This is a genomic window from Sphingobacterium psychroaquaticum (assembly GCF_900177625.1).
GTDB classification, from domain to species: Bacteria; Bacteroidota; Bacteroidia; order Sphingobacteriales; family Sphingobacteriaceae; genus Sphingobacterium; species Sphingobacterium psychroaquaticum.
Genome location: NZ_FXAU01000004.1, coordinates 53,313 through 76,090, shown reverse-complemented (window position 1 = coordinate 76,090; position 22,778 = coordinate 53,313). Strand labels below are relative to the sequence as shown.

11 protein-coding genes are annotated in these 22,778 nt (G+C 42.5%); 2 read left to right on the top strand and 9 right to left on the bottom strand.

Features of this window, described 5'->3' with window-relative positions:
* Window positions 1-5: 5 nt before the first annotated feature.
* From B9Y69_RS11455 to B9Y69_RS11440, 4 genes are all read right to left on the bottom strand, one after another.
* Window positions 6-3,668 carry a SusC/RagA family TonB-linked outer membrane protein gene (locus B9Y69_RS11455; protein WP_085473111.1) on the bottom strand — a complete coding sequence of 1,221 codons (3,663 nt, stop codon included), beginning with the start codon at window positions 3,666-3,668 and terminating at the stop codon, window positions 6-8.
* A gap of 74 nt (window positions 3,669-3,742) precedes the next feature.
* On the bottom strand, window positions 3,743-4,882 hold the full coding sequence (locus B9Y69_RS11450) for a FecR family protein (protein ID WP_085473110.1): 1,140 nt from the start codon (window positions 4,880-4,882) through the stop codon (window positions 3,743-3,745).
* Between the two features lie 112 nt (window positions 4,883-4,994).
* The gene (locus B9Y69_RS11445; protein ID WP_085473109.1) at window positions 4,995-5,591 is read right to left on the bottom strand and encodes an RNA polymerase sigma factor; all 597 of its coding nucleotides are present in this window, start codon (window positions 5,589-5,591) and stop codon (window positions 4,995-4,997) included.
* Between the two features lie 84 nt (window positions 5,592-5,675).
* Window positions 5,676-7,454: an alpha-L-fucosidase gene (locus B9Y69_RS11440; protein WP_085473108.1), complete on the bottom strand. Its 1,779-nt coding sequence runs from the start codon at window positions 7,452-7,454 to the stop codon at window positions 5,676-5,678.
* A 203-nt stretch (window positions 7,455-7,657) separates the two neighbouring features.
* On the opposite strand from B9Y69_RS11440, the gene B9Y69_RS11435 reads away from it, so the two are divergent.
* Together B9Y69_RS11435 and B9Y69_RS11430 are read left to right on the top strand one after the other, a co-directional pair.
* Window positions 7,658-9,928, top strand: a complete 2,271-nt coding sequence (locus B9Y69_RS11435; RefSeq protein ID WP_085473107.1) for a GH92 family glycosyl hydrolase — start codon at window positions 7,658-7,660, stop codon at window positions 9,926-9,928.
* A gap of 24 nt (window positions 9,929-9,952) precedes the next feature.
* Window positions 9,953-12,328, top strand: coding sequence for a glycoside hydrolase family 3 N-terminal domain-containing protein (locus B9Y69_RS11430; protein WP_085473106.1), 2,376 nt, complete (start codon window positions 9,953-9,955; stop codon window positions 12,326-12,328).
* Between the two features lie 52 nt (window positions 12,329-12,380).
* Here the strand turns inward: B9Y69_RS11430 and B9Y69_RS11425 are convergent, their stop codons facing one another.
* From B9Y69_RS11425 to B9Y69_RS11405, 5 genes are all read right to left on the bottom strand, one after another.
* A complete protein-coding gene (locus tag B9Y69_RS11425; protein ID WP_085473105.1) occupies window positions 12,381-13,436 on the bottom strand; it encodes a sialidase family protein in 1,056 nt (351 codons plus the stop codon).
* A gap of 15 nt (window positions 13,437-13,451) precedes the next feature.
* Window positions 13,452-14,888 carry an alpha-L-fucosidase gene (locus B9Y69_RS11420; protein WP_085473380.1) on the bottom strand — a complete coding sequence of 479 codons (1,437 nt, stop codon included), beginning with the start codon at window positions 14,886-14,888 and terminating at the stop codon, window positions 13,452-13,454.
* Between the two features lie 38 nt (window positions 14,889-14,926).
* A complete protein-coding gene (locus B9Y69_RS11415) occupies window positions 14,927-17,473 on the bottom strand; it encodes a carboxylesterase family protein (RefSeq protein ID WP_085473104.1) in 2,547 nt (848 codons plus the stop codon).
* A 95-nt stretch (window positions 17,474-17,568) separates the two neighbouring features.
* Entirely contained in the window at window positions 17,569-19,266 is a 1,698-nt protein-coding gene (locus tag B9Y69_RS11410; protein ID WP_085473103.1) for a SusD/RagB family nutrient-binding outer membrane lipoprotein, read from the bottom strand.
* A gap of 19 nt (window positions 19,267-19,285) precedes the next feature.
* The gene (locus B9Y69_RS11405) at window positions 19,286-22,552 is read right to left on the bottom strand and encodes a SusC/RagA family TonB-linked outer membrane protein (RefSeq protein WP_159451839.1); all 3,267 of its coding nucleotides are present in this window, start codon (window positions 22,550-22,552) and stop codon (window positions 19,286-19,288) included.
* Between the last annotated feature and the right edge of the window lie 226 nt (window positions 22,553-22,778).

Below are 22,778 nucleotides of genomic sequence, written 5' to 3'. Positions count from 1 at the left end.
GGCAGCTAGAAGGTTAATTGTAAATTGAACAAGAAGTTTCTCGTTCGTGGATATCCGAAAGCACTTCCTGTTGTAACGTCGGTCGATCTAAACTTACTGAATACAGCTAGATTGTCTACTTGAAATCCGATTCGCATGTATTGTAAGCCGAAACGCTTAATAAGGTCTTTGTCCAAGGTATAGTTTAATACCAGGTCTCTGAACGCGAGATAGTCTGCTCGTTGAAATCTATTATCGGTGTTCATGATGAAATAATTTGATTCGCCTGTGGTAAAGCGCGGGTAATCCGTTATATCTCCGGGCACGCGCCAACGGTTAACCGTGCTTTGTAAAACATTTCTACGGGGGCCATACATCTCTGATGTACCACCTTCAGTTCGGTAACTGAAATTACTGCCGTCAAATTGACGCATGCTCTGACCTATCGCATACACAAATGAGGTTTGTAATTCGATCTTTCTCCATTGTAGTGTAGATCGAAAACCTCCAAAGTATTTCGGTTGAACTGTTCCAATCTCCTCCATAGACATCCGGAAAAATTGCGTCCATGAAAGTCCGCCTGGAATCTGTAGATTGTTCATTTCCCATGTTGTAGGCGCCTGATCGATGCTGATGTTATTGGATTTTGCATAGGCTGCGCGCGCTGATTCCGAAAGAAAGAATGTCGGTTCTCCATTTTCTGGATTAATGCCGGCAAAACGATATCCAAATGTGGTGCCTACAGCATATTGCTCGATGTCATTGGCGGTGAAACCGGCCCAGATATTCATGACTGTACTGTTCTCCCATTCGGTCGGATCTTTTGCATTTGATTTTTTTACCCTATTTGTATTATGGGACACATTGAAGGATGTGGTCCAACGGAGTTCAGTTGTGAGCGGCAAACGAAGATTGAAATTGAACTCCCAACCTTTATTGCTGAGGCTGTGACCATTCATCACTAAGCGTGGGTTACCGTAGGAGGGAGGTGATTTCATGGTGCCCAGCAGGTTGTCTGTGATGTTGTCGTAATAATTGAAGCTACTACTAAAAATATTGTTAAATAAAGAGAAGTCTATCCCGATGTTGCGGTCCATCTTTCTTTCCCATTTAATGCTGGGGTTCGGAAAGTAGATTTGGTTCGCAACATAGTCGCCGTCATATTTACCGTTGGATATAATCAACCACGGATAAGGGAGGGCTCTTTTATCGATGTTCCCGGTATATCCAACGACACCTCTAAAAGCAAATTCGTTCACAAAGGGGAAGAGCGCCTTAAAAAAGGCTTCTTTATGTACGTTCCATCGTGCACTTGTTGACCATAAGGGGGTAAAGCGATTATTTGGATCAATTGTGCCGGCGCCATCGAATCGAATATTGGCATTCACGACATAGCGATCTCGGAAACTATATGTTGCGGCAGACATAAAACTAGCCGTTCTGTCCTTGTTGCCCTGAACATACGTTCCTAATTGCTTGACACTTTCTTGTAGAAATTTATCAAAAACAGGATTCCACGTGTAGTCTGGGAACGAACCAAAGTAGTATGCTGGATCATACTGTGCCAGTTTGAAACGGGTGTTTTTAGGCTCATTACTCGCAATCTCTGTTCCTAGAAAAAAAGTAACAGCATGCGTGTCGGAAAAAGTGTTGTTGTATGCGAGTGATGCTCGGCTCGAGAATGTGATTGCCTGGCCGGAAGAAACCAGGATGTATCCCTGGTTGAATTCCTGCGGAAGCTCGGTGTATAGTGTGGAGTTGAAAGGTCTGAGCGACCAATAGTTGACCATTGAAGTATATGTGCCAGGTGCGGCCCCATACTCGCCATTGTTGGTGGCATAGCCAACACGTCCATACGCCTCTGCACGCAACGTGCGATGTATGTTCCAGCCTAAGTTCAATGTCGATATAATATCGGAAGCTTTCTGGTTATTAAATGTATTGTTAAGCTCGTTTAAAATATTGAATGTGGGATAGGTTAAACCCAGGTTGTTATTACTGTGCTGGTTTGTCCAGGTTTGATCGTAGGCATAGCTACCGTCCGTATTGTATGCTTTTTCATATGGATTGGCGAATACCGCATATTCAAATGGGTTTACGCTCGAGTTGTGGTCTTTGGCGTTACGGTAGTTTCCGGTAAGTTGAAAGTCTATCGTAACATCTTTATGTGGGCGATGGCCGACACGGATATTTGCACCCAGGCTCTGATAATTATTTGATAGTAATGCCCCTTGTTGATCGCGATAGTTCAGGGAGCTATAAAACCAACTTTTTTCGGTACCTGAACGCATAGATAGGGCATGGTTTTGGGAGAAACCTGTTTTATAAATAGTACTAAACCAATCTTGGTCCACGTTGCTTAGTTCTTCTATTTTATTGTAATATTGAGCATCACTGATAATACCTTTTTTCCATTCATCCCATAATCGGGAAACTTGCCCTCCGTTTTCGTCTCGTTGTTGAAATTCTTCCATGAGGTCGATTTCAAAATTTACCTTTTGCCGCGCATTCATAAACCCAAAGGCGCTCATTTTGGGTGCCGTAGATATCCCGTAATTCCCGAGGTAATGAATGGCATTACCAACGGTTTCTCCTTTTTTTGTCTTAATAACAATAACACCATTGGCGGCGCGGGCGCCGTAAATGGCTGTTGCTGCAGCATCTTTGAGGATGGTTACCGAATGGATGTCGCTGGGTGCAATATTTCCAATTCCATGATCTAAAATAGATTCTTGGATATTTCCATTTGTAAGATCGTTAATCGAAGGAACACCCTGTTGAAGTGGTAATCCATCGATCACCCAAAGGGGCTCCTTGTTTCCAGAAATTGAATTGTCACCTCGGATTCTGATCTGGGAAGCAGCGCCAGGCGCTCCATTTGGAGATACCGAATATAGACCCGCAACGTTACCTTCCAAGAGTTGATCCAAGTTTTTGAAGGAGCTATTCTCAAAATCTTTTGCAGTTAAAACGGTATAAGATCCCGTCATGCGATCTTTATTTATTTCTTGGTATCCCGTGGAAATAGTAAGGGAAACTTCTTCAATTTCTTTTTTATCATCTGTTAATACAATATCGAAATCTTCGATGGTGTGCGGGTGGTGTTCAATGGATGTTTTGCCTACATAAGAGACCAGAAGAACCATTCCTTCGACGTAAGGTGTCTGGAGGATGTAGCGACCGTCCTTGTTGGTATAAGTTGATGTTTTTATATTGTTCTTCGTACGGACAGAGGCAGCTTGTAGAGGCTTTCCTTCTGTATCACGTACGATGCCAGTGATGGTGTGTTGTTTTTTTTGTGCGTTTGTGGCTATAGTTTTTATTTTTTTTCGACCCGTTATGATAATGACATCTTCATCGATGGTATACTCATATCCTTTTGTCGTTAATACTTTATCCAGGGTTTCTTGTAGGCTGGCATTTTTTAAAGAGACAGTGATGCGTTCCTCATTATCCACGACACCTTTAAGGCGGACAAACGTCAAACCGCTTTTACTTTTGATTTTTTTAAAGGCTTCCCCCATGGGAAGGTTGTTGATTTCAATCGTATAAACCTTTTGCTGTGCAAAGGTTTTTGCGGGCAAGAATAACGCGAGTAATAGGATTAAAGAAAGTAAATGTGCTAACCGCGTGCCCCCATATAGATATATAGGGGCTCCGATACCTTGACTGCCATCGTTTCGTTTCATATTGATTCATCATATTAATCCTCCCTTTCGTTTGGATGGCAAGACAAGGTTTTTAGCTAGCTGGTACGTGCTTTTTATCGACGTGTTGTGACCTTGATCACGCCACCTTTCTCTTCAAACACGAGATTACCTGCTTTTTCCAATATAGCCAAAGCTGTAGAAAGATTTTTGGTTTTTGGAATCTCACCTTCGAATACCAAATGTTCTATTTTACGATCTACAATGCTAAAATCTACGTCATACCATCTAGATAAATTTGAAAGGATTTGCTCCAGTTTTTGTTTGTTTAAATTGATGTATCCTTCTGTCCACAGGATGCTGTTTTCTGTATCGACGACTTGAACAGCCCAACTGTTTTTGTTCAGGGTCGCTTCCTGTCCTGGCGTAAGAACTATTTTTTTATTTGTTGCATACTGCTGTAGCTGAAGGCGTCCTGATACTAAGGTTGTTCTTGTTTTGCCCACTTCCGAGTAGGTGTCTATATTGAATTTAGTTCCGAGAACCGTAATCGATTGTTGTTCACTTTTAACAACAAAAGGTTTTTTGGCATTATGGGCTACTTCAAAGTAGGCCTCTCCGGCAACGGTAACCTGTCGGATTGAGTCTGTAAACTGCAATGGGTAGGTGAGAGATGTTGCCGCATTCAGCCTAACTTTTGTGCCATCTGGTAGTGTGATGCGGTATTCACCTCCACGTGGTGTTACCAGCGTTGCAAACTCTGTGGTTTTGCTAGTGGCTCTGGAGCCATCCTCATAACTGATTGTATTGTCGTCTGTCTTAAGACCACCTTTGCTCGTATTAAGATCGACCTTGGAGCCATCATCTAATGTGAGGGTAGCTTTATATGTGCCTGGAGATCGGTCAACATAGCTGGATATCATTGATGGGGTGCTAGGTTTGTCCATGAGGAAGTAAAATCCGATGGATAAGCATAATAAAATTGCTGCTGCGACGGATGCAATAGTCCGGTAGTTGATTAATCTTTTTGGTTGTTTCCTTAGGATTTCATCTAACTGTAGTTTTACATTGTCCACGATACGTTGGACCTGTGTTTTATCGACCTTCGGCTCTTTTGTTTCATAAAATTCCTGGAGGATTAGCCTCCGGAGTTCGTCCTTGGGGATATCCGAAATGATTTGGTCCACATCGGCCGTTGAATATTTATTACTCAGGTATCCTTCAAATAGACTTTCAAACTTTTTTTTCTGTTCCATTGTACAACTGTTTATTACTAATACGGTCTACAACTAAAAATGGGGTACACGATTTTTATTTTTTTTTGCAGACCTATTTTTGAGGTAAGTCGTCGCGGTAAATGGACAGTTATTAAGTTTGTTGATAGATAAGTAATAAAATATAAAGTGACAAATCGGGGTGGTTTGCAAGGTATTCTTTTATATGTTGGTTTGCACGCTTGATATAGGTGTGTACGGTTTGTGCCGATATATTTAATTCGGTTGCGGTCTCCTCATACGATTTGCCTTCTAACTTACATCGCAAGAAGACTTCTCTTTGTCGCTCTGACATGCCCGCTAAGAGGCGCTGCAAGGTTGCGTCATTTTCCTTTTTGAGGATGAGGTCTTCAATGTGGCTGTAACTCTCCTCGATGCGGGGGTATAGTCTTTCTCTGAGCTTGCGTTCAAGATTTGCTTTCTTAAAGATATCGAGGGATTTGTTGGTGGCTATTTTGTAGAGATAGGGGCCGACGGACTTGCCCGGATCCACACGGAGTCTATGCTCCCAAAGTACAAGAAAAGTATCTTGCAAAACTTCTTCTATGAGGGCTTGATCTTTTAACAAACGTAAGAGATGTACGGTTAGCTTTGGCGCATATATTCCATAGATAATGGCAAAGGCAGATTGCACTCCATTTCGTAACGATTGTAGGTTTGTTTGTTCGTCAGGTTTAAATGCCGCTAGCATAATATATTAATCAGTTCGTTGTGAATTTACGCAATAATTAATTATTTTCACAACTGTTTGTTTAATTTTTATACTATTAGTTTTTTATTTATTTGATAACCAAATGTTATGTATCCATATAATGGGTTCGCCTTTTACCTTTAGTCGTATCGTATAACGCCCCGGTTGTGTGATGTTGACTTGGCCGAGTTGATGGTTCACAAACTCGTCTGTGTAATTGTTTTCATTAGGCTCGACAACGATTTTACCACTAGGAGGAATCTCACCTGACACTGTTTTATCTCCAATTTCGATGGCTACTGTGCTGCTGCTATCATTTGGGTTGTGTGCGGAGAGATCGATGTTGTATAGACCTGCTTTTGGGAAAAATATGCCCCACTGTATGTCGGCTTCTTCGTTGGACTTTACGAAGGATGGTCGTGTGCCATCATATTTTACGATGTGGAGGGTTTGATTATTTTTAGCATTCATGGCATTCAATGCAAACCCACCAAATGTGGACTCTGCGACCACTTCCGAATCTATCGCTATATTTTTGAACGTTAGACGTATGACTGCATCGAAGTGATCGGGCGCATTCATGGGTAAGTTAATGTGCATGATCGGTCCGGTTTGCTCATACCTCAGTTTGGTAGCGCCGTCGGCTGTCAACAGTGCTACGCTCTCCGGCTTTTCCGTAAATCCGGAAACACGTAAAACCCGATCTAGCGGCCAGTTGAAAACATGCAGGTAAACGGCATTACTTTCTTTGTTCACCGTAATTTTTCCCCAATCGTGTTGATTTGGACGGAGTGGCACCCCCGTTGTTCCATATATCGATTCACCATATTTTGTTAACCACGTTCCCAGGTCATTTAAACGACTAATACTCTCGTAGGGTACTTTTCCATTAGCACGTGGGCCTATGTTTAGTGTAAATCCACCATTTAAAGCGACGTTACCTACAAGGGAGGTAAAGAGTTGCCCCGTTGACTTCCACTCTTGTTCTTGTCCATTGTATCCCCAAGAATGAGCGATAGTGCCGGGTGTTTCCCAGGGATGCTGTACATAATTGGATCCGAATTGATTGTCGCCTAGTGTTTCAAAGTCTACATATTCTGCATCTGTGGGGAGACCTAGCCGCGAGTTTATCAGGCACTGGGGTTGTAAACGACGGATTAGTGATACGGCTTGCTCCAGCTGTTCCTTTTTGAAAATGGTCTGTTGGTAGGGAATCCACATATCAAACCACATAATGGCAATATCACCGTATTGCGTCAATAATTCCTGAAGCTGTGGTAAAGCTTTTTCTTGCCAATAGGTGTTGAACTGCGCATCCGTAACATGACCGGTTAGCTCTTGATTGTGGTCCCAGGCATAGGGATGCGCCCAGTCAATCCAATGTGAATAATAAAAGCCCAGTTTCATGTTGTGTTTCCGGCAGGCATCTGCTATTTCTTTGATTACATCACGTTTTGTGCCTGATAATTTGGGTAAGGAATAGTCACCTATTTTAGTATCCCAGATGGCCACCCCATCATGGTGCTTTGCCGTCATGATTATATACTTCATGCCGGACTTCTTGGCTAAGAGTACCCATTCTTCTGGGTTGATCTGCTCCCAGTCAAAGCGCTTGGCTAAGGTGCCGTATTCCTCTTTAGAGATACGGTTCCGGTAACGGATCCACTCGGCGTAATTATTGAGGTAACGTAGTTTTTCACCTTTCCATAATCCCTCTGCGCCGCTGTATAACCCCCAGTGAATAAACATGCCGAAACGTGCATCTTCAAACCATCCCGTACGACTTTGTGTTTGCGCAGCGAGTGTGTATGAGAATAGACTTATAAGACAGATGAGAATGAATTTTGGTTGGAAACAGTTCATGAAATTGGTTTTTATAAAAATACGAAATAGCGGTGATATTTTACCTCTTTTGATTTATTCTCTGTTAAAAATTATCTTATTATGTAACCGATTGCATAAACTTCGTGTTTTTACGTAAAAAATTAGATGTATAGTCTTTAAGTATCAGCTAAAACGTTATTTTAGAGATCTAAATACCGAATACTAGACTTTATAATTCAGTTATGACTAAACTTTTTATAGGCGGTTCACTTTTGTTTTTGGCCAGCTCATGCGGACTCCAGCAGGGGACAAATAACGCCGACTCGTTTACGCAATATGTCGATCCATATATTGGCACTGGCGGGCATGGGCACGTTTTTGTGGGTGCAAATGTACCGTATGGTGCCGTGCAACTTGGTCCGTCCAATATTTCTACCGGTTGGGATTGGGTTTCTGGCTACCATATTTCGGATTCTACGATCATGGGCTTTGCACATCAACACCTTAGCGGTACGGGGATTGGCGACTTGGGGGATGTGGTATTTCTTCCTTTTACGGGAGACGTCCGGTATGACCGAGGGGTGCATGGCGACGAAAAAACAGGAGCTTATTCCTTGTTTCGGAGGGAAACAGAGCGTGTAAAGCCAGGTTATTATGCGGTTCATCTGGATCGTTTCGATGTGGATGTCGCGTTGACCAGTACAGCGCGTGTAGGTTTTCATAAGTACAATTATGCGGCGAAACAAGAACCTAAAGTATTGATCAACTTGGACGCGGGTATTGGTTGGGAAGGCGAAAAAGAAGGGCACCTTATAGTCGAGAATGATACCGTGGTTTCGGGGTATCGTTATTCTATGGGATGGGCCAAAAATCAAAAAATTTATTTTACGGCTACTTTCTCCAAACCAATTAAAAGTTATCAGCTTGCGGATAGCACGGTCAATAAGACCGGGAATAGTATTACAGGAACTAGGACATACGGTGAGTTACGTTTCGGCGAGGAAGACAAGGGCCGGTCGGAGGTGCTTGTTAAGGTCGCCTTATCTCCTGTCAGTATCGAGAATGCAAAATTGAATATGGATAGTGAACTACCAGATTGGAATTTTGAAGCGACACAACTTGCTGCCGACGAGGCTTGGAATGCGGAACTTAGTAAGATTGCCATCAAGACCGATGATACGACTGCGCGTAAAGTTTTTTATACGGCACTTTATCATACGATGATTGCACCTTCGCTTTTCAATGATGTCAATGGAGCGTATATGGGGTCAGACTTTAAGCCTCATAAATTAGCTAAAGGAAATAATTATACTACTTTTTCACTATGGGATACGTATCGTGCTGCACATCCTTTGATGAGTTTGATCCATCAAGACCGATTGCCGGATATGATTAATAGCATGCTTCGCATCTATCAAGAACAAGGAAAGCTTCCGGTATGGCATTTGGTTGGTAACGAAACGGACTGTATGGTTGGAAACCCTGGGATTATTGTGGTGGCTGATGCCTACCTGAAAGGTGTAGAAGGATTTGATAAGGACCTAGCCTATGAAGCCATGAAAGTGTCGGCTATGAAAGATGATCGGGGCTTAAACTGGTACAAACAATACGGCTATGTTCCGTATGATAAGGAAAAGGTAGAGTCGGTTGCGAAAGGGTTAGAGTTTGCGATTGCTGATTGGTGTTTGGCGCAGGTCGCTAAATTACGTGGCGCACAAGAAGATTATCAATATTTTATAAAACGTAGTAATTCCTTTGTGCATTATTTTGATAAAGAACTACAGTTTTTAAGAGGTATAGATGCTAATGGAAAGTTTAGACCAGGGCCATTTGATCCTTTTCACTCGGCTCATTTAGCGAATGATTATACGGAAGGCAATGCTTGGCAGTACACCTGGTTGGTGCCACACAACGTGCAAGGTTTTATCGATCTATTTGGTAGTGAAGCTGCTTTTGTGCAAAAATTGGACTCTTTGTTTGTCGTAGAGGGAGATCTTGGGGAACATGCTTCTCCGGATATTAGTGGTCTGATTGGGCAATATGCGCATGGCAATGAACCGAGTCATCATGTGATCTATATGTATTCTTATGCAGGTCAACCGTGGAAAGCTGCCGACCGAGTGAGACAGGTTTTGGGAACGATGTATACGGATAAGGTAGATGGTTTGTCTGGAAATGAGGATGTTGGGCAGATGTCTGCTTGGTATGTCTTGTCTTCTTTGGGCTTTTATCAGGTTTCTCCCGCGGGGGGTCCATTTGTTTTTGGTAGTCCACTTTTTACAGAGGCAACTATTCGTCTGGGTGAAGGAAAGTCTCTTGTGGTTTTGGCTCATAACAATAGTGCTACAAACAAGTATATACAATCGGTAAAGCTTAACGGTGAACCATACAACAAATCTTATATTAGTTACGAAGATATCTGTAAAGGTGGTAAATTGGAGTTCGAGATGGGGGACAAACCATCTCCGACTTTTGGTGTAGAAAAGGCCAATAGACCACAATCTGTGCAGTAGTTTAACTTATAGGTATAAAAGACGATGAAGATAAAATATGTAATACTAGCCGGGATGCTATACGGGACGACGCTAGGTCTCCAAGCACAGGTGTTGCCTTATAAGAATGCGAAACTGCCTATTGAGGATCGTGTTGTTGATCTTTTATCGCGTATGACGGTAGAGGAAAAGGTCGGTCAGTTATCCAAATTATTGGGCTGGGAGATGTATGAGAAGGACACGCGTGGAATACGGGTAAGTCAAAAGTTAAAAGATGCAGTAAAAAAGCAACATATTGGTTTATTATGGGCTACTTTAAGAGCAGATCCGTGGACGCAAAAAACGTTAGATAATGGTTTATCTCCACGTGAAGCGGCTAAAGCGACCAATGCTATACAACGGTTTATGTTGGATAGTACGCGTTTGGGAATCCCGTTGCTTTTGTCGGAAGAAGCTCCTCACGGGCATATGGCGATTGGTGCCACAGTATTTCCTACAGCCATTGGACAAGCCAGTACCTGGAACCCACGTTTGATTGGTGATATGGCCACGGCGATAGCACGTGAAACATCGGCCGTTGGTGGTAAAAATGGTTATGGTCCTGTCTTGGATTTGGCACGGGATGCTCGCTGGTCTCGGACGGAAGAGTCGTACGGCGAAGATCCATATTTAATAGGCCAAATGGGACAGGCGATGGTGCGTGGTTTTCAAGGAGAGCGGATCGGTGAGCCGGATCGTATTATTGCAACCTTAAAACATTTTGTGGCCTATGGTGCCCCAGATGGAGGCCACAATGGCGGAAGCATTTCGGTGGGCGAACGAGCGTTGCGGCATCACTTTTTACCACCTTTTCAGAAGGCGGTAAAAGCGGGAGCAGGATCGGTGATGACAGCATACAACTCCATTGACGGTGTTCCTTGTTCTTCGAATGCATGGCTATTGAATGACGTGTTACGTAAGCAGTGGGGATTCCAAGGATTTGTAGTTTCGGATTTGTTGAGTATCTCTGGATTGTCCGGGGGGCACTCTACGGCAATAAATGGCGTTGAAGGGGCAGCACAGAGTATAACAGCTGGCTTGGATGTAGATTTGAGTGGCTCTGGTTATGGTCAGAATTTGTTGGATGCTGTGCAGCAAGGTTTAGTTGATAGATCTGTTTTAGATCAAGCAGTAGCACGCGTTTTATACCAAAAATTTGCCCTTGGTTTATTCGACAAACCCTTTGTCGATGAAAACCTCGTGGATAAGAAAGTCGCTACAACAGCACACCAAGAGCTCGCGAGACAGGTGGCTCGTGAAGGGACCGTGTTATTAAAAAATGAAGGCGGCCTCTTGCCGTTGTCTAAACATATAAAACGCGTGGCTGTTATTGGTCCGAATGCGGATAATATGTACAATCAGCTAGGCGATTATACGGCACCTCAAGCAACTGGAAAGGTGAAAACTGTTTTGGATGGTGTACGTGCATTGGTGTCGAAAGGAACGCAGGTGGAGTATGTGAAAGGATGTGCTATACGAGATACGACCCAAAGCGATATCGCTGCCGCTGTTGAGGCTGCAAAACGAGCTGAAGTTGTTATTGTTGTGATGGGTGGGTCTAGCGCACGTGATTTTAAAACCTCTTATCAGGCAACTGGGGCGGCAAATGTGGATACAGGGGCAAAGGTACTGAGCGATATGGAAAGTGGCGAAGGGTTCGACAGGGTGTCACTGGACTTGATGGGCGACCAATTGAAGCTGTTGCAAGCGCTTCATGCGACGGGTAAACCGATTGTGTTAGTCACCATTAAAGGAAGACCGCTGAACTTGAACTGGGCCGACGCACATATTCCTGCAATTTTGGACGCTTGGTATCCGGGGCAGGAGGGTGGTCTTGCTATAGCGGATGTCTTGTTTGGTGATTATAACCCTGCTGGGCGTATGCCAATCTCTGTGCCGCGCCATATTGGGCAGCTTCCCGTACATTACAATCATGATAAACCCAAGCATCATACCTATATTGAGATGGATGCTAAACCGCTGTACGCTTTTGGATATGGGCTTAGCTACACTGATTTTGCGTACAGCAATATTTTGGTGGATTTGAAGGAAGGCGATAATGATTTTAGCTGTGCGGTTAGTTTTCAGGTTAAGAATATAGGTGCTCGGGATGGGGACGAAGTCGCGCAGTTGTATGTGGTGGATGAGGTCAGTTCAGTAGTGACACCGGTGATGCAATTGAAAGCTTTTGAACGAAAGTTTATAAAGAAAGGAGAAGAGCAAACCTTTTCATTTAATTTAGGAAAAGAGGATTTAAAGGTGTGGGGGCTGGATGGACAATGGAAGACGGAGAAAGGACGCTTTAAATTATTGGTTGGTTCTTCATCGGATGCGGTCAAGCTTAATGCTATCCTGGAACTTAAAAAGGATTATCTGTTTTAAGGAAGCGTATATTAAAAAGTAAAGGGCGAATCTATGATTCGCCCTTTACTTTTTAATCGTTGTTGGTTGCTAACACAACGTGTTTTATGTTTTTTCTATTATCGGTATAGGTGACATGAATAAAGCCTTTTATATCTTGAATGATTGTAGGGTAACTAAATTCTCCTTTTTCCTGATCTTCCAGTACAAGTAAATCTTCCCATTGAAGCCCATCATAGGAATAAGCAAGGCGCAATTTTGTTCGTCCTTCCCACCAGTCCTTGCCAGGTATATCTGGGTTGTAAACCATAAGCAGGTAATTGTCTACACGAATTGCATCTGTTGCCGAATTCGGATTGATAAGATTTGTTTTGGCTAAGGTAGACCATGTGCGCCCTTGGTCATGAGACCAAGAACTGATGACTGCGCCTTCTTTGCTGCGACATAGTGCTTGTATCCTTCCATCTTGGTGCTGAATCAAACTCGGTTGAATGACGTTGAATGCCGATTGTTGATCTATGGGAAAGGCGGTCCAGATTTGTTGTTCTTTATTCGTGATTTCCACATGCGCAACCCATCGATCTTCCGTCAACTCGACACTGGAAGGGGCTAGGATGGTTCCATCCTGTATCTCGAGGGGTTTGTTTTTTATAGGTCCGAGAATCCCTTCTGGTAATCGCTTTGCTTCAGACCAAGACAATCCGCCATCATCCGATGTTTTTACCATGCCCCACCAGGTTCTAGGGTTAGGGCCGACCTTGTAATAGAGGTATATTTTATGCGCCCCTTTTGGCCTAAATAATACGGGATTCCAACACGGATGGGTTTTGTCTGCTGTCTTTCCATTTGCCCATACTGTTGGTTCACTCCAGCGGTTTCCCTGGCGAACGGAACCCCATATCGCCACATCAGCATGTCCTTCGTGACTTCCGGCGAACCAAGCTGCCACCAATTGACCCTCTATGTTTTCTTCGATGGTAGATGCGTGGCATTGTGCGAAATGTGCTCCTTCCGTAAAGAGCAACTCCTGCTTAACGATCTCTATTTTGGGTTGCTGCCCGTAAGCTGTCGTGCTTACTAAAAATGAACTAACACATAGCGCTAAACCATAACCTATTTTCTTTATCATATGTGTCACTCTTTTTTAACGTGTTGATAGCTGAATAACAGTTGCATATTGAAGTGCTCCGTGGATCGGTTGAATCGTCACTTTGTTCTGCTGTTGCTTCCATTTAACTTTTCCCTTGTAACCGAGAACCTTTATCTCTTTGGCCTGGAAACCTTCGGGAACGGTAAACTCAAATACGTTAGGTTGCTCATATTGTGTACCTTCGCTTAAATGGAACACATTAATGGTCTTGTTGTCTTTGCTTCGCGTATAGTAATAGTCTCCGTCATGATAGGGAGCGATAGTACGTGTCTTGTAAATTGCTGATTCATTTGTTTTGATCCACGAAGACAATTCAGCTAAGCGATCATAAGCCGCCTGATCGAAATCACCGGTAGGACCTGGTGCTATATTCATTAAGTAATTACCACCTCTGGAGATGATTTTCACTAACGTTTCAACAATTGTTTTGGTTGGTTTGTATGCATCATTGGGAACATACGAAAAAGAATTCCCCATAGTAATACAGCTCTCCCAAGGAATATCCAATGGATGTTCTGGAATGGCTTGTTCGGGTGTGACATAGTTTTCCCATTCGCCAGGTACAGTTCGATCGACGACAATGATACCCGGTTGGTTCTTGCGTGCCATAGCTCCGATTTTGTCCATATCGATGTCCTGTTCTACTTTTATTGTACGCTGCCATTCGACGGTAGGATCAATGGTTTTAAAAGGACGTACCCATCCGCCATCTAACCAAAGTATATCGACCTTGCCGTATTTAGATGTTAATTCATTGAGCTGGTTGAATGTGAATTTTTTGTATTGATCCCAACGTTCAGGGTACTTGACAGGGTCGTAGTTTACGTTTCTATCCTTGGGTGGGAAGTACGACCACCAATAGTATTCGGTATGCCAGTCTGGTTTCGAAAAATACGCACCAATCTTAAAGCCCTCTTGTCGAAAGGTGGTGAATATTTCTTTTGTAACGTCAGCCTTAGGGTTCTTCGAAAAAGGTGTTTTCGAAGAAGTGATTTTATAATCAGACTCTTGTGTATCAAACATGGCGAAGCCGTCATGGTGCTTGGTCGTGAAAACTACATATTTCATGCCCGCTGCTTTTGCTGCATCGGCCCATTTTTTTGGATTGAATGCTGTCGGGTTAAATGTTGTTTGTAGGTTTTCGTAGTTTTTTACGTATTCGTAATATGTTTTTCCATGCTCGGCTTTTCGTTGCGTCCAGCCTTCATCTTCCGGACAGAGGCTCCAACTTTCTACAATGCCCCATTGACTGTATGTTCCCCAGTGCATAAAAAGACCGAACTTCATATCCTGCCAGCTTTCAAGGTTCTCGATGACTAAAGGATCCACAGGTTTTTGATAGCCGGCGGAAACATTGTGGGCTTGTGCATGCACTTGTTGTTCCGATAATAGAAGACCAAGTGCTAAAATGGTGGTATATAATGATCGCATGTTTTTTTTGTTATATGAAGCGTTATGTTTTATATCAGTTAATTTAAGATATTCCATTCGTTTGTGTAGAACCCTGCATCTAAAAGACCTGCTGATTTTTGGGTTAACATGTCCAAATTAAAGAACATAAAATCAGGGAATCCACTAGCTCCAGCAAAATACTGATTTGCTGTGGCAGCTTTCATTCCACGGATGCCTGTACCAGTAATGACGCCAACAGAAAGTGTAGGGTTATCTTTTTGTTTCCAGACGAAGTAACCGCCAATTTCTGTACCATTAAAGGTTTTCGAACCAATTTTTGCCTGTCCGGGTATAATTGTAATTGGACAATCAGAAAGAAAGCTCTGCCACATGGTATTTGTTTTTGAATTGCCGATCAGGATGATATTCTGATTTTTGTACTTTTCTTTGTCGAAATCTTTATCGGCAACGATGTCGAATGAACCGTTACCCCGATAATACCAAGATTCTAAATCATAACGGCATTTTTCTAGTGCCCACGCGTTTTCTGCTGCTGAACCATTGGTCCCGTAAACGTAAACCATGCCATGATTGAAGGCCTCTTTGAAGGTTCCATTGCGATGTGGGCCTTTCTCGGATAAGGATAGTGGAGGTACCGCTACCCATTGGTTCATTTGTTTACGGATAAAAATTAAACTATCGGTGTCTTTACGTGTATGTACAATTGTATTTAAACTGTCTAACGTGATGTTTATCGAACTGCCAACAGAAAAGTCATTCAAATTAAGAGAAATTGTTTCTATGTTTTTTGTTTGTCCCGTAATCGTATTTTGCTTGAGATCCCGCTGTAATTGTAGATGCGAATAGGCTAGGGGCTCTATTTGTTGATAGATTGTCGTCCAGTAGTAGGACGCGGAGATCCCGGGATTGGCCGTTTTGAAATCTATTTCATTAACTTCATTACTGACTTTTCGTTTATGCCATTTGAAGTAATCGAAAAGTGGTTTCCAATCGACACTTTCGTTACTGTACCAATGTGATCCGCCTGGATACTCATAATAGCTGAAGTCGGGATGAAATTGGCTAAGTACCGATCTCATTTGTCGGGCATAATCAACGGAGACAGTTCGATCTGCGTCCCCATGCAAGACATATACACCTAGATTTTTATAGTTGGAAGCATAGCTAATCACATCACTTTGATTGCTGGAGCGAATCAACGTTTGCTCGATCGGGTTATCACTTTTGTCTGGAACAAGACCATCGGCTGATCCATAGCCTTTGAGTGTTGGATATCCGGCGCAAGGCGCAATTGCGGCCCACTTATCGGGGTAGGTTGCGCCCAGGAACCAGGTTCCATGTCCGCCCATGGAATGCCCTGTTAAATAGATTTCATAAGGATTGGGTTGTAGTGTTCTTTTTGCGATGTCAAGTACTTCTAATGCGTCTAGTCGACCCCAATCCTCCCAGTTGAAACCACGTGGACGACGATTTGTGGGGGCGACCAGCGTACCCCATTCCTTTGCCTCGTAGGCTTGTGCTTGTCCCAACGCTTCCACACCAGCGCCGTGTACCGAGAAAAATAAGGCTTGGTTTTCTTTTATTCCACCTTGCGCTGGCGTAACAGCATAATATTGTAAGCTATTGTCAATTGCACTGACGAAGGTTTTTCTGTAAGAGGTTGTATTGGAGATGCTTCGTAATTTGATTTCACTTTGATCAATTGGTTTATCTCCCTGAAATAATTGTAGGTATGTAATAGCATCTCCGGTGTTAGTCACAGCGGAGGCATCAAGGTTGGTCGCAACTTTTCGCGAGCTGTTAGCCAATACCGTTGGGAGGGATGTCGTGCGCACACGACCTGCTGTTGTTGTGCGTAGGGTTAAATCGTTAATGTTGTTTTTTGTGTTGTTTATAATGATCACCCCAAGTTGAAGGTGGCTGTTGTCTTCTGTTTGTATGATATCCGGGATTGTAAGGTCATCCGTGGATATGCTGATTTTTTTTGTCGGAAAGGTTAAGTTTGCGGCAATAAATAAACCACGGACATAAAATTCGTTATGTCCTTTTTTTAACTGTATAGGAAGATGCATCCATCCCATACGATAAGGGTCGCCAGTATGGAGTTCTCCATTAACGAGAACAGCACTATTACCTCTTATGTTGAGTATTGCTGCTTGCTCTTTTTCGGATTGATAGGTAAGATACAGATACGTGGATCTTGGGCCACGATACTGCTGTGGTGTATTCCTAGTGGGGGCTGAAGCGGTGGCAATGCGGCCTGGTCCAGGTGGATTATTGGGCGATGATAAATTTCCAGCAGTGGATCGTTGCGGTCGAAAGAACCCTGAGGTATCTGTTTGGATCGCCGTCCATTTTGCTTCATTTGTGCCAACAAGTCCGGGTGCCCCCCCCTTGGGTGTGGTTGTTTTTGCACTGTAGTATCCCCAAAGAAATTCATCGGAATAGACCGCTTCGCGGCCGTAGGAATATGGTGTTTCTAGATATAGACCTTCGGTGAATTGATGAACACGTTGTGCGTATGCAACACTGATAATAGAAAAGGAATATACGGCTAATCGTGTAAGGTGTTTTCGAAATAAATTGAAAGTAATGCGCTTCATGAGAGACAGATTATGTGTGCTTTAAACTTTTAAAGGATTATTATATAAACAAAAGCAGCAACCCCTTTACGAGATTGCTGCGATGTTTAAAGGTTTTATTTTTTATCCCACCAAATGCGACCGGATATATTAGTCGGTGCTCCAAAATCTGGATCTTTGACCATGTCTTCGACAGCTTTTTGCTTATTGCTGTAATTGTAGTCTCCTGTAAGTGGATAATTGATTACGTAACGTCTAGGCATTTCGATAGGAGCATTATCAACAGACCAATCTTCGAAAGCAATGGCCGTATTTTTATTCGGCATGCCAGTACGTTTTACAATTGCCCAAGCTTCATTGAAGTTTCGGAAGAAATTCAAGTAAGACTGCATAACGATTTGTTCGAGGCCTTTTGCCGAAGAATAAACAATGCTAGGCTGTTTCTTGAAGTTTTCGATTTCTGTATCGGTAAGGGCAGTGTAATCGTATATTACGGCTCTTTTTGCCACGTCATCATAGAATCTTAAAGAAGCTTCGATACCTTTGTAATACCATTCTTCTGCATTTTCGCTAGTGACACCACGTTGAGCTAGTTCGGCACGGATGAAGCAGATATCAGCATAGGTGATAATTGGCATAGTACCCAAACCTGATCCACCATTGTTTTCTGGTTGGAATAAGCGATCCTGAATTCGAGATACGGTGTCTAGCGTAACGTTTGCATCGCCATTTTTAATCTGAATTGGCGCAAAGAAACGGGATTTTGCGGGATCTTTTTGCGAATCTGGGCTAGAGAACTGACCGTAATAGCGACGTTGATCAAATACCGCTGTTGCCGGAATTTTACCCTGTGCTTTGGCTGCAGCAAAATTTTCCTCACTCCACATATTTTTTACAAAGAAAAAGCGAAGTCTAGGATCGTTATTCTTCCACATGTAATTTACGACATCATGATCTCCAACGAAAGCGCGGCCATTACCTGTGATATTCCAGTTCCCTCCCTCAGTGAATCGTGCACCAGGGTAGAATACCCACTGTTCAGCTGCACTGTTTATAACGCCATCTTTGTCCGCAAGAACCTCTTTAACGATAGTTGCCATACGTTGTGGATCCCTTTTAGAGAGGCGTAATGCAATCTGTAAGCGTAGGGAGTTTGCAGCTTTAATCCATTTGGTAATATTACCTTGGAAATAAATGTCGCTCGTTCCATATGAAACTTGATCTACGGGTTGTTTCGTTTGTAAGATTGTAACGGCCTCTTTTAGTTCACGGTCAAATGTTGCAAATAGTTCGTCTTGGGTATCGTATTTAGGAGTCATCGTACCTCCATAACGTGCTTGAAAAGCCTCCGAGTACGGGATACTACCGTTCGTGTCGGAAACATACCAGGCAAAGTATACCTTTACAATAGTCGGCAATGTACGGATGTATATATGTCTAGCTTTCTCAGCTTCAGGCATTTTATCTACCATCTTTTGTATATCCACTAACAAGGGACCTACTCCGGTATAAAACCTACTATATCGTTGGTTTGTATTTGCCGCGTTTTCACCTAGCGTTACGCTATTACCTGTTCGTTGTAGAAAAGTGCGTGACCAGCGACTTAGGAAGTTGTAGTTGTCGTAAAAAGCTTCAAAATCTGTATCGTGAACCGAAGTTAAAGCTTGAGTAAACAAAGGTTGGATTGCAGGATTCATTACCGCATCCGGATCGGTGTTATATTCTGCAAAATCTTCTCTGCTGCAACTTATCATGGATGTCCCCAATGAGGATGCCAACAGGGCGTATGCTATATATCTATAATATCTTTTCATAAAGATTGTACTATGTCAATTAAAAATTAGTATTTATCGTAAAGGCAAAGCTTCTTGTCATAGGAGTTCCACCTCCAAGGAATGCTGCTCCGGCACCAGTACTTACCAGGTCTTCAGGGTTTAATCTATCAGGAAGACTATTGTATAGATAACCTAGATTTCTTCCTGTTAAGGTTAAACGAAGATTATTTAATTTAAGTTTGGAGGCAGTCTCTCTCGGAATATCAAAGCTTACGGAGACATCTCTTAGCATAATCCAAGAAGATTCGAAAGCAGCTCTTTCACGAATACCGTTAGCCCAACTGTGGGAGTTTGCGTAGTATGAGTAAGCGCTTACAGGTGTTCTGTATCCTTTGTCCACAGCTTCTTGATACGTCATACCACCAATATCTACACCTCCGGTTCCTTTAGATCCTTGCGCGAATACAGCGTCAGGAATAATCCCCCAAGCTTCATTACCATTTGCATCCGTGTATTTTACACTTCCCTCTTCACCTTTTCTTCCCCAAAGTGTGTTTGCCATTTGTCCGGTTTGCGAACCATAGTTATAGGTTGGAGAGTATACAAAACCTCCAAACTTAGAGTCAAGCATAAAGCTTAGTGTAAAAGCTTTGTAGTTAAAAGTATTAACAATACTTCCTAGGAATTTTGGTTGGGTAGAACCGATTCTAACTTCACGTTCTAGTCCTTGGCCATAATTTCCTGAACGAATGAAATAACCAGCTGTACCATTTGTTGCCATTACATATTTACCATTGTTAACATGGTCAATTGGCGCACCACTACCATCGCGAGCTTGGAAACGAGCATAGCCATAATTTGCAACCATAATGCCATATTCACCACCAACTTCTGCAATTGTACGGATACCATCGTCACCTTCTAAAGAAGAAACGGTAACACCCGGTGCCAATGATAAGATTTTACTTCTGTTGCGGGTATAGTTGAACGCAACATCCCATGAGAAGTTATCCTTTTTAATTGGTGTTCCAAAAATACGTGCTTCAATACCACGGTTTCTGATATTTCCGCTGTTAATCAATGCGCTGCTTACGCCCGATTCATACGATACTGGAAGGTCGATAATTTGATCTTTGGTGTTTTTTTGATAATATGTGAAGTTTACACCAAAGCGATTTTCAAACATTTTTAAGTCCAGGCCGGTTTCCCAAGTGGAGCTTCTTTCTGGAACTAAATTTGCATTTCCAAGTTTATTTGAATCAAAGCCGTAACGAGTAAGTTCCCCGTTGCTTAAACTGTTGTAGTTACCACGCGGTAGATAGTAGCCCGTCATTGCATTATAAACACTTGTTCCTTTACCTACGATATTGTAAGAAAAACGTGCTTTAGCAAACGTGAATAGAGAAGGTAAGTTTAGATCTTCGTGGAAGGTCCATGCGGCATCCATCCCTGGATAGAAGTAGGAATACTTACCATGACCATCAGGATACAATAGGGAGGAATCCCAATCGTTTCGACCGTAAACATTCAATGTCAGGGTATTTTTATACGTCATTGCTCCTTGGAAAAGCAATGAAAAACCCTGTTTGATTCGAGGTTTATTCTCTGTGTAACCAATTGGACCTGCTGTGTTAGAAAGACGGAAGATATCTGGAATTCGCATACCGTTTGTGTTGGCTTCCATTCCCTTTCCTTCTGTACGGTTGATCTCGGCTCCCGCTAAGAAGGTTACTTCGAAGTCGTTGAAGTTTTTACGTACATTTAAGTTACTGTGGTATCTTGTTTGAAGAATTCTTGAATTGCTTGTATAGTAGCGACCACCGTTGAAGTTTCTTTCTTGTCCACGTGTAAGCTGGTCATTAGCTGTGGTTAAAAGGTTTACCGTGAACAAATTCTCCATTTGAAGCCAGTCAGTAAAGTTAATTTTTGCATTTACATTACCTCTGAAGTTTTGCTCTTTTTGTTTTTGTTCGTTTTCATATAAACGAAAATAAAGACCTTGTACTCCGGCAGGATCTAAGTTACTAGTACCCCCATTGACGGCATCAAGATATTGTGATTTCCAATGCATCATATCGTATTCACGAGGCATGCCCCATGTTAGTCCATACATAATGCTATTATCACCAAATGCTCTGTTGGGGTTAAGGCCGACACTACCTACATAAGTTGCACCAGCATCAACGATGAGGGCGTTGCGGATACGATGTGTCGCACGTAAAGCAATACTATTTCTGTCAAATTTATTATTAGGCGAAGTTCCTTTAGCACCGCTATTGGAATAGGATAGACGGAAAGTCGTTTGCTCATTTCCACCAGATAATGCTAAGTTGGAATTACGGTATTGTCCTGTTTCATATAGTTTAAGGACATCTGCATTAGGTTGGAACTTCATAATGTGACCTCCCGGATCACGGACTAGACGTCCATCAAATTCAGGTCCGAAGCTATAACCAAATACGTTTGCAGGGATATCTTCAATGCCATCTTGACCTTTCGGATAAACAGCAGATGGACTTGTTCCTGTTCCATATTTATCTTGGAATTTAGCTGTTGCATACGGATCTTCAAAGCCTTGTGTATGCGTTAAGGAAATACCGATACCACGTTGTGAATATCCTTTTTTGGTTGTAATCATGATGACACCTCCACTAGCACGGCTACCATATAATGCTGTAACGGAACCTCCATTAAGTACCGAAATAGATTCGATATCATCAAGATTGAAGTTTTTCAGAATATTACCAAAGTCTTGTTCGCCACCTCTATTTGGTAGAACGACTTCGTCATCCATAATTAGTCCATCTACGACAATAAGTGGTGTGTTCCCGAATGAATTTAAAGAACCGGCACCACGAATTAAGAAACGAGGAGTAGCCTGTGGTCCACCCGTACCAACATTCACCTGCATACCCGGGACCATTCCCTGTAAGGCCGCGATAGGATTCACTGCATTAGTTTTACGAATATCTTCTCCAGTGACCTGAGTCATAGCGTAACCAAGTTTACTTTTATCTCTAGACTCTCCGAGACCGGTTACAACGATCTCGTTGATGGCATTCGCTCCCGTCGTCATCAGAACATTGATCTTGCTGCCATCAATAGTAAACTCTTGTGGTGTATAGCCGATCAATGTGAATTTTAATTTTTGCCCTCTTGTTGCTTGGATGTCAAAGTTACCCTCTGCATCGGTTGAAGTGCCACGAGTAGTACCCGATATAGTGACGGTTACGCCAGCTAATGGCCCGTTACCATCTGTTACTTTTCCTGTAATCGATTCTTGTGCAAACGCAACAGAAAGACCACCGAGGAATAAAAGTATCATGACACAATACTTTTTGTAGATTTCTCTCATTTTTTTTGTTTTAGTTGTTAGTGATGAAGCGATTAAACATTAGGTATTTGATGAATCGTGAAAAGATCTGTTCAGTGTACCATTTGTGATGTCAATACTTCTGCTTTGTTGTTGTTTAAATAACCCGAAAGGGTTGCGGAGTTTGGTTTATATTGTTCTATCTATTCCTTTCTTCATAATACATAATTGTTAATAA

What these genes read in the sequence shown, in the direction of transcription:
- B9Y69_RS11450 (WP_085473110.1), bottom strand. Translation starts at nt 4,882, where the DNA reads ATGGAACAGAAAAAAAAGTTTGAAAGTCTATTTGAAGGATACCTGAGT.
- B9Y69_RS11415 (WP_085473104.1), bottom strand. Translation starts at nt 17,473, where the DNA reads ATGAAGCGCATTACTTTCAATTTATTTCGAAAACACCTTACACGATTA.
- B9Y69_RS11420 (WP_085473380.1), bottom strand. Translation starts at nt 14,888, where the DNA reads ATGCGATCATTATATACCACCATTTTAGCACTTGGTCTTCTATTATCG.
- B9Y69_RS11410 (WP_085473103.1), bottom strand. Translation starts at nt 19,266, where the DNA reads ATGAAAAGATATTATAGATATATAGCATACGCCCTGTTGGCATCCTCA.
- B9Y69_RS11455 (WP_085473111.1), bottom strand. Translation starts at nt 3,668, where the DNA reads ATGAAACGAAACGATGGCAGTCAAGGTATCGGAGCCCCTATATATCTA.
- B9Y69_RS11435 (WP_085473107.1), top strand. Translation starts at nt 7,658, where the DNA reads ATGACTAAACTTTTTATAGGCGGTTCACTTTTGTTTTTGGCCAGCTCA.
- B9Y69_RS11425 (WP_085473105.1), bottom strand. Translation starts at nt 13,436, where the DNA reads ATGATAAAGAAAATAGGTTATGGTTTAGCGCTATGTGTTAGTTCATTT.
- B9Y69_RS11405 (WP_159451839.1), bottom strand. Translation starts at nt 22,552, where the DNA reads ATGATACTTTTATTCCTCGGTGGTCTTTCTGTTGCGTTTGCACAAGAA.
- B9Y69_RS11430 (WP_085473106.1), top strand. Translation starts at nt 9,953, where the DNA reads ATGAAGATAAAATATGTAATACTAGCCGGGATGCTATACGGGACGACG.
- B9Y69_RS11445 (WP_085473109.1), bottom strand. Translation starts at nt 5,591, where the DNA reads ATGCTAGCGGCATTTAAACCTGACGAACAAACAAACCTACAATCGTTA.
- B9Y69_RS11440 (WP_085473108.1), bottom strand. Translation starts at nt 7,454, where the DNA reads ATGAACTGTTTCCAACCAAAATTCATTCTCATCTGTCTTATAAGTCTA.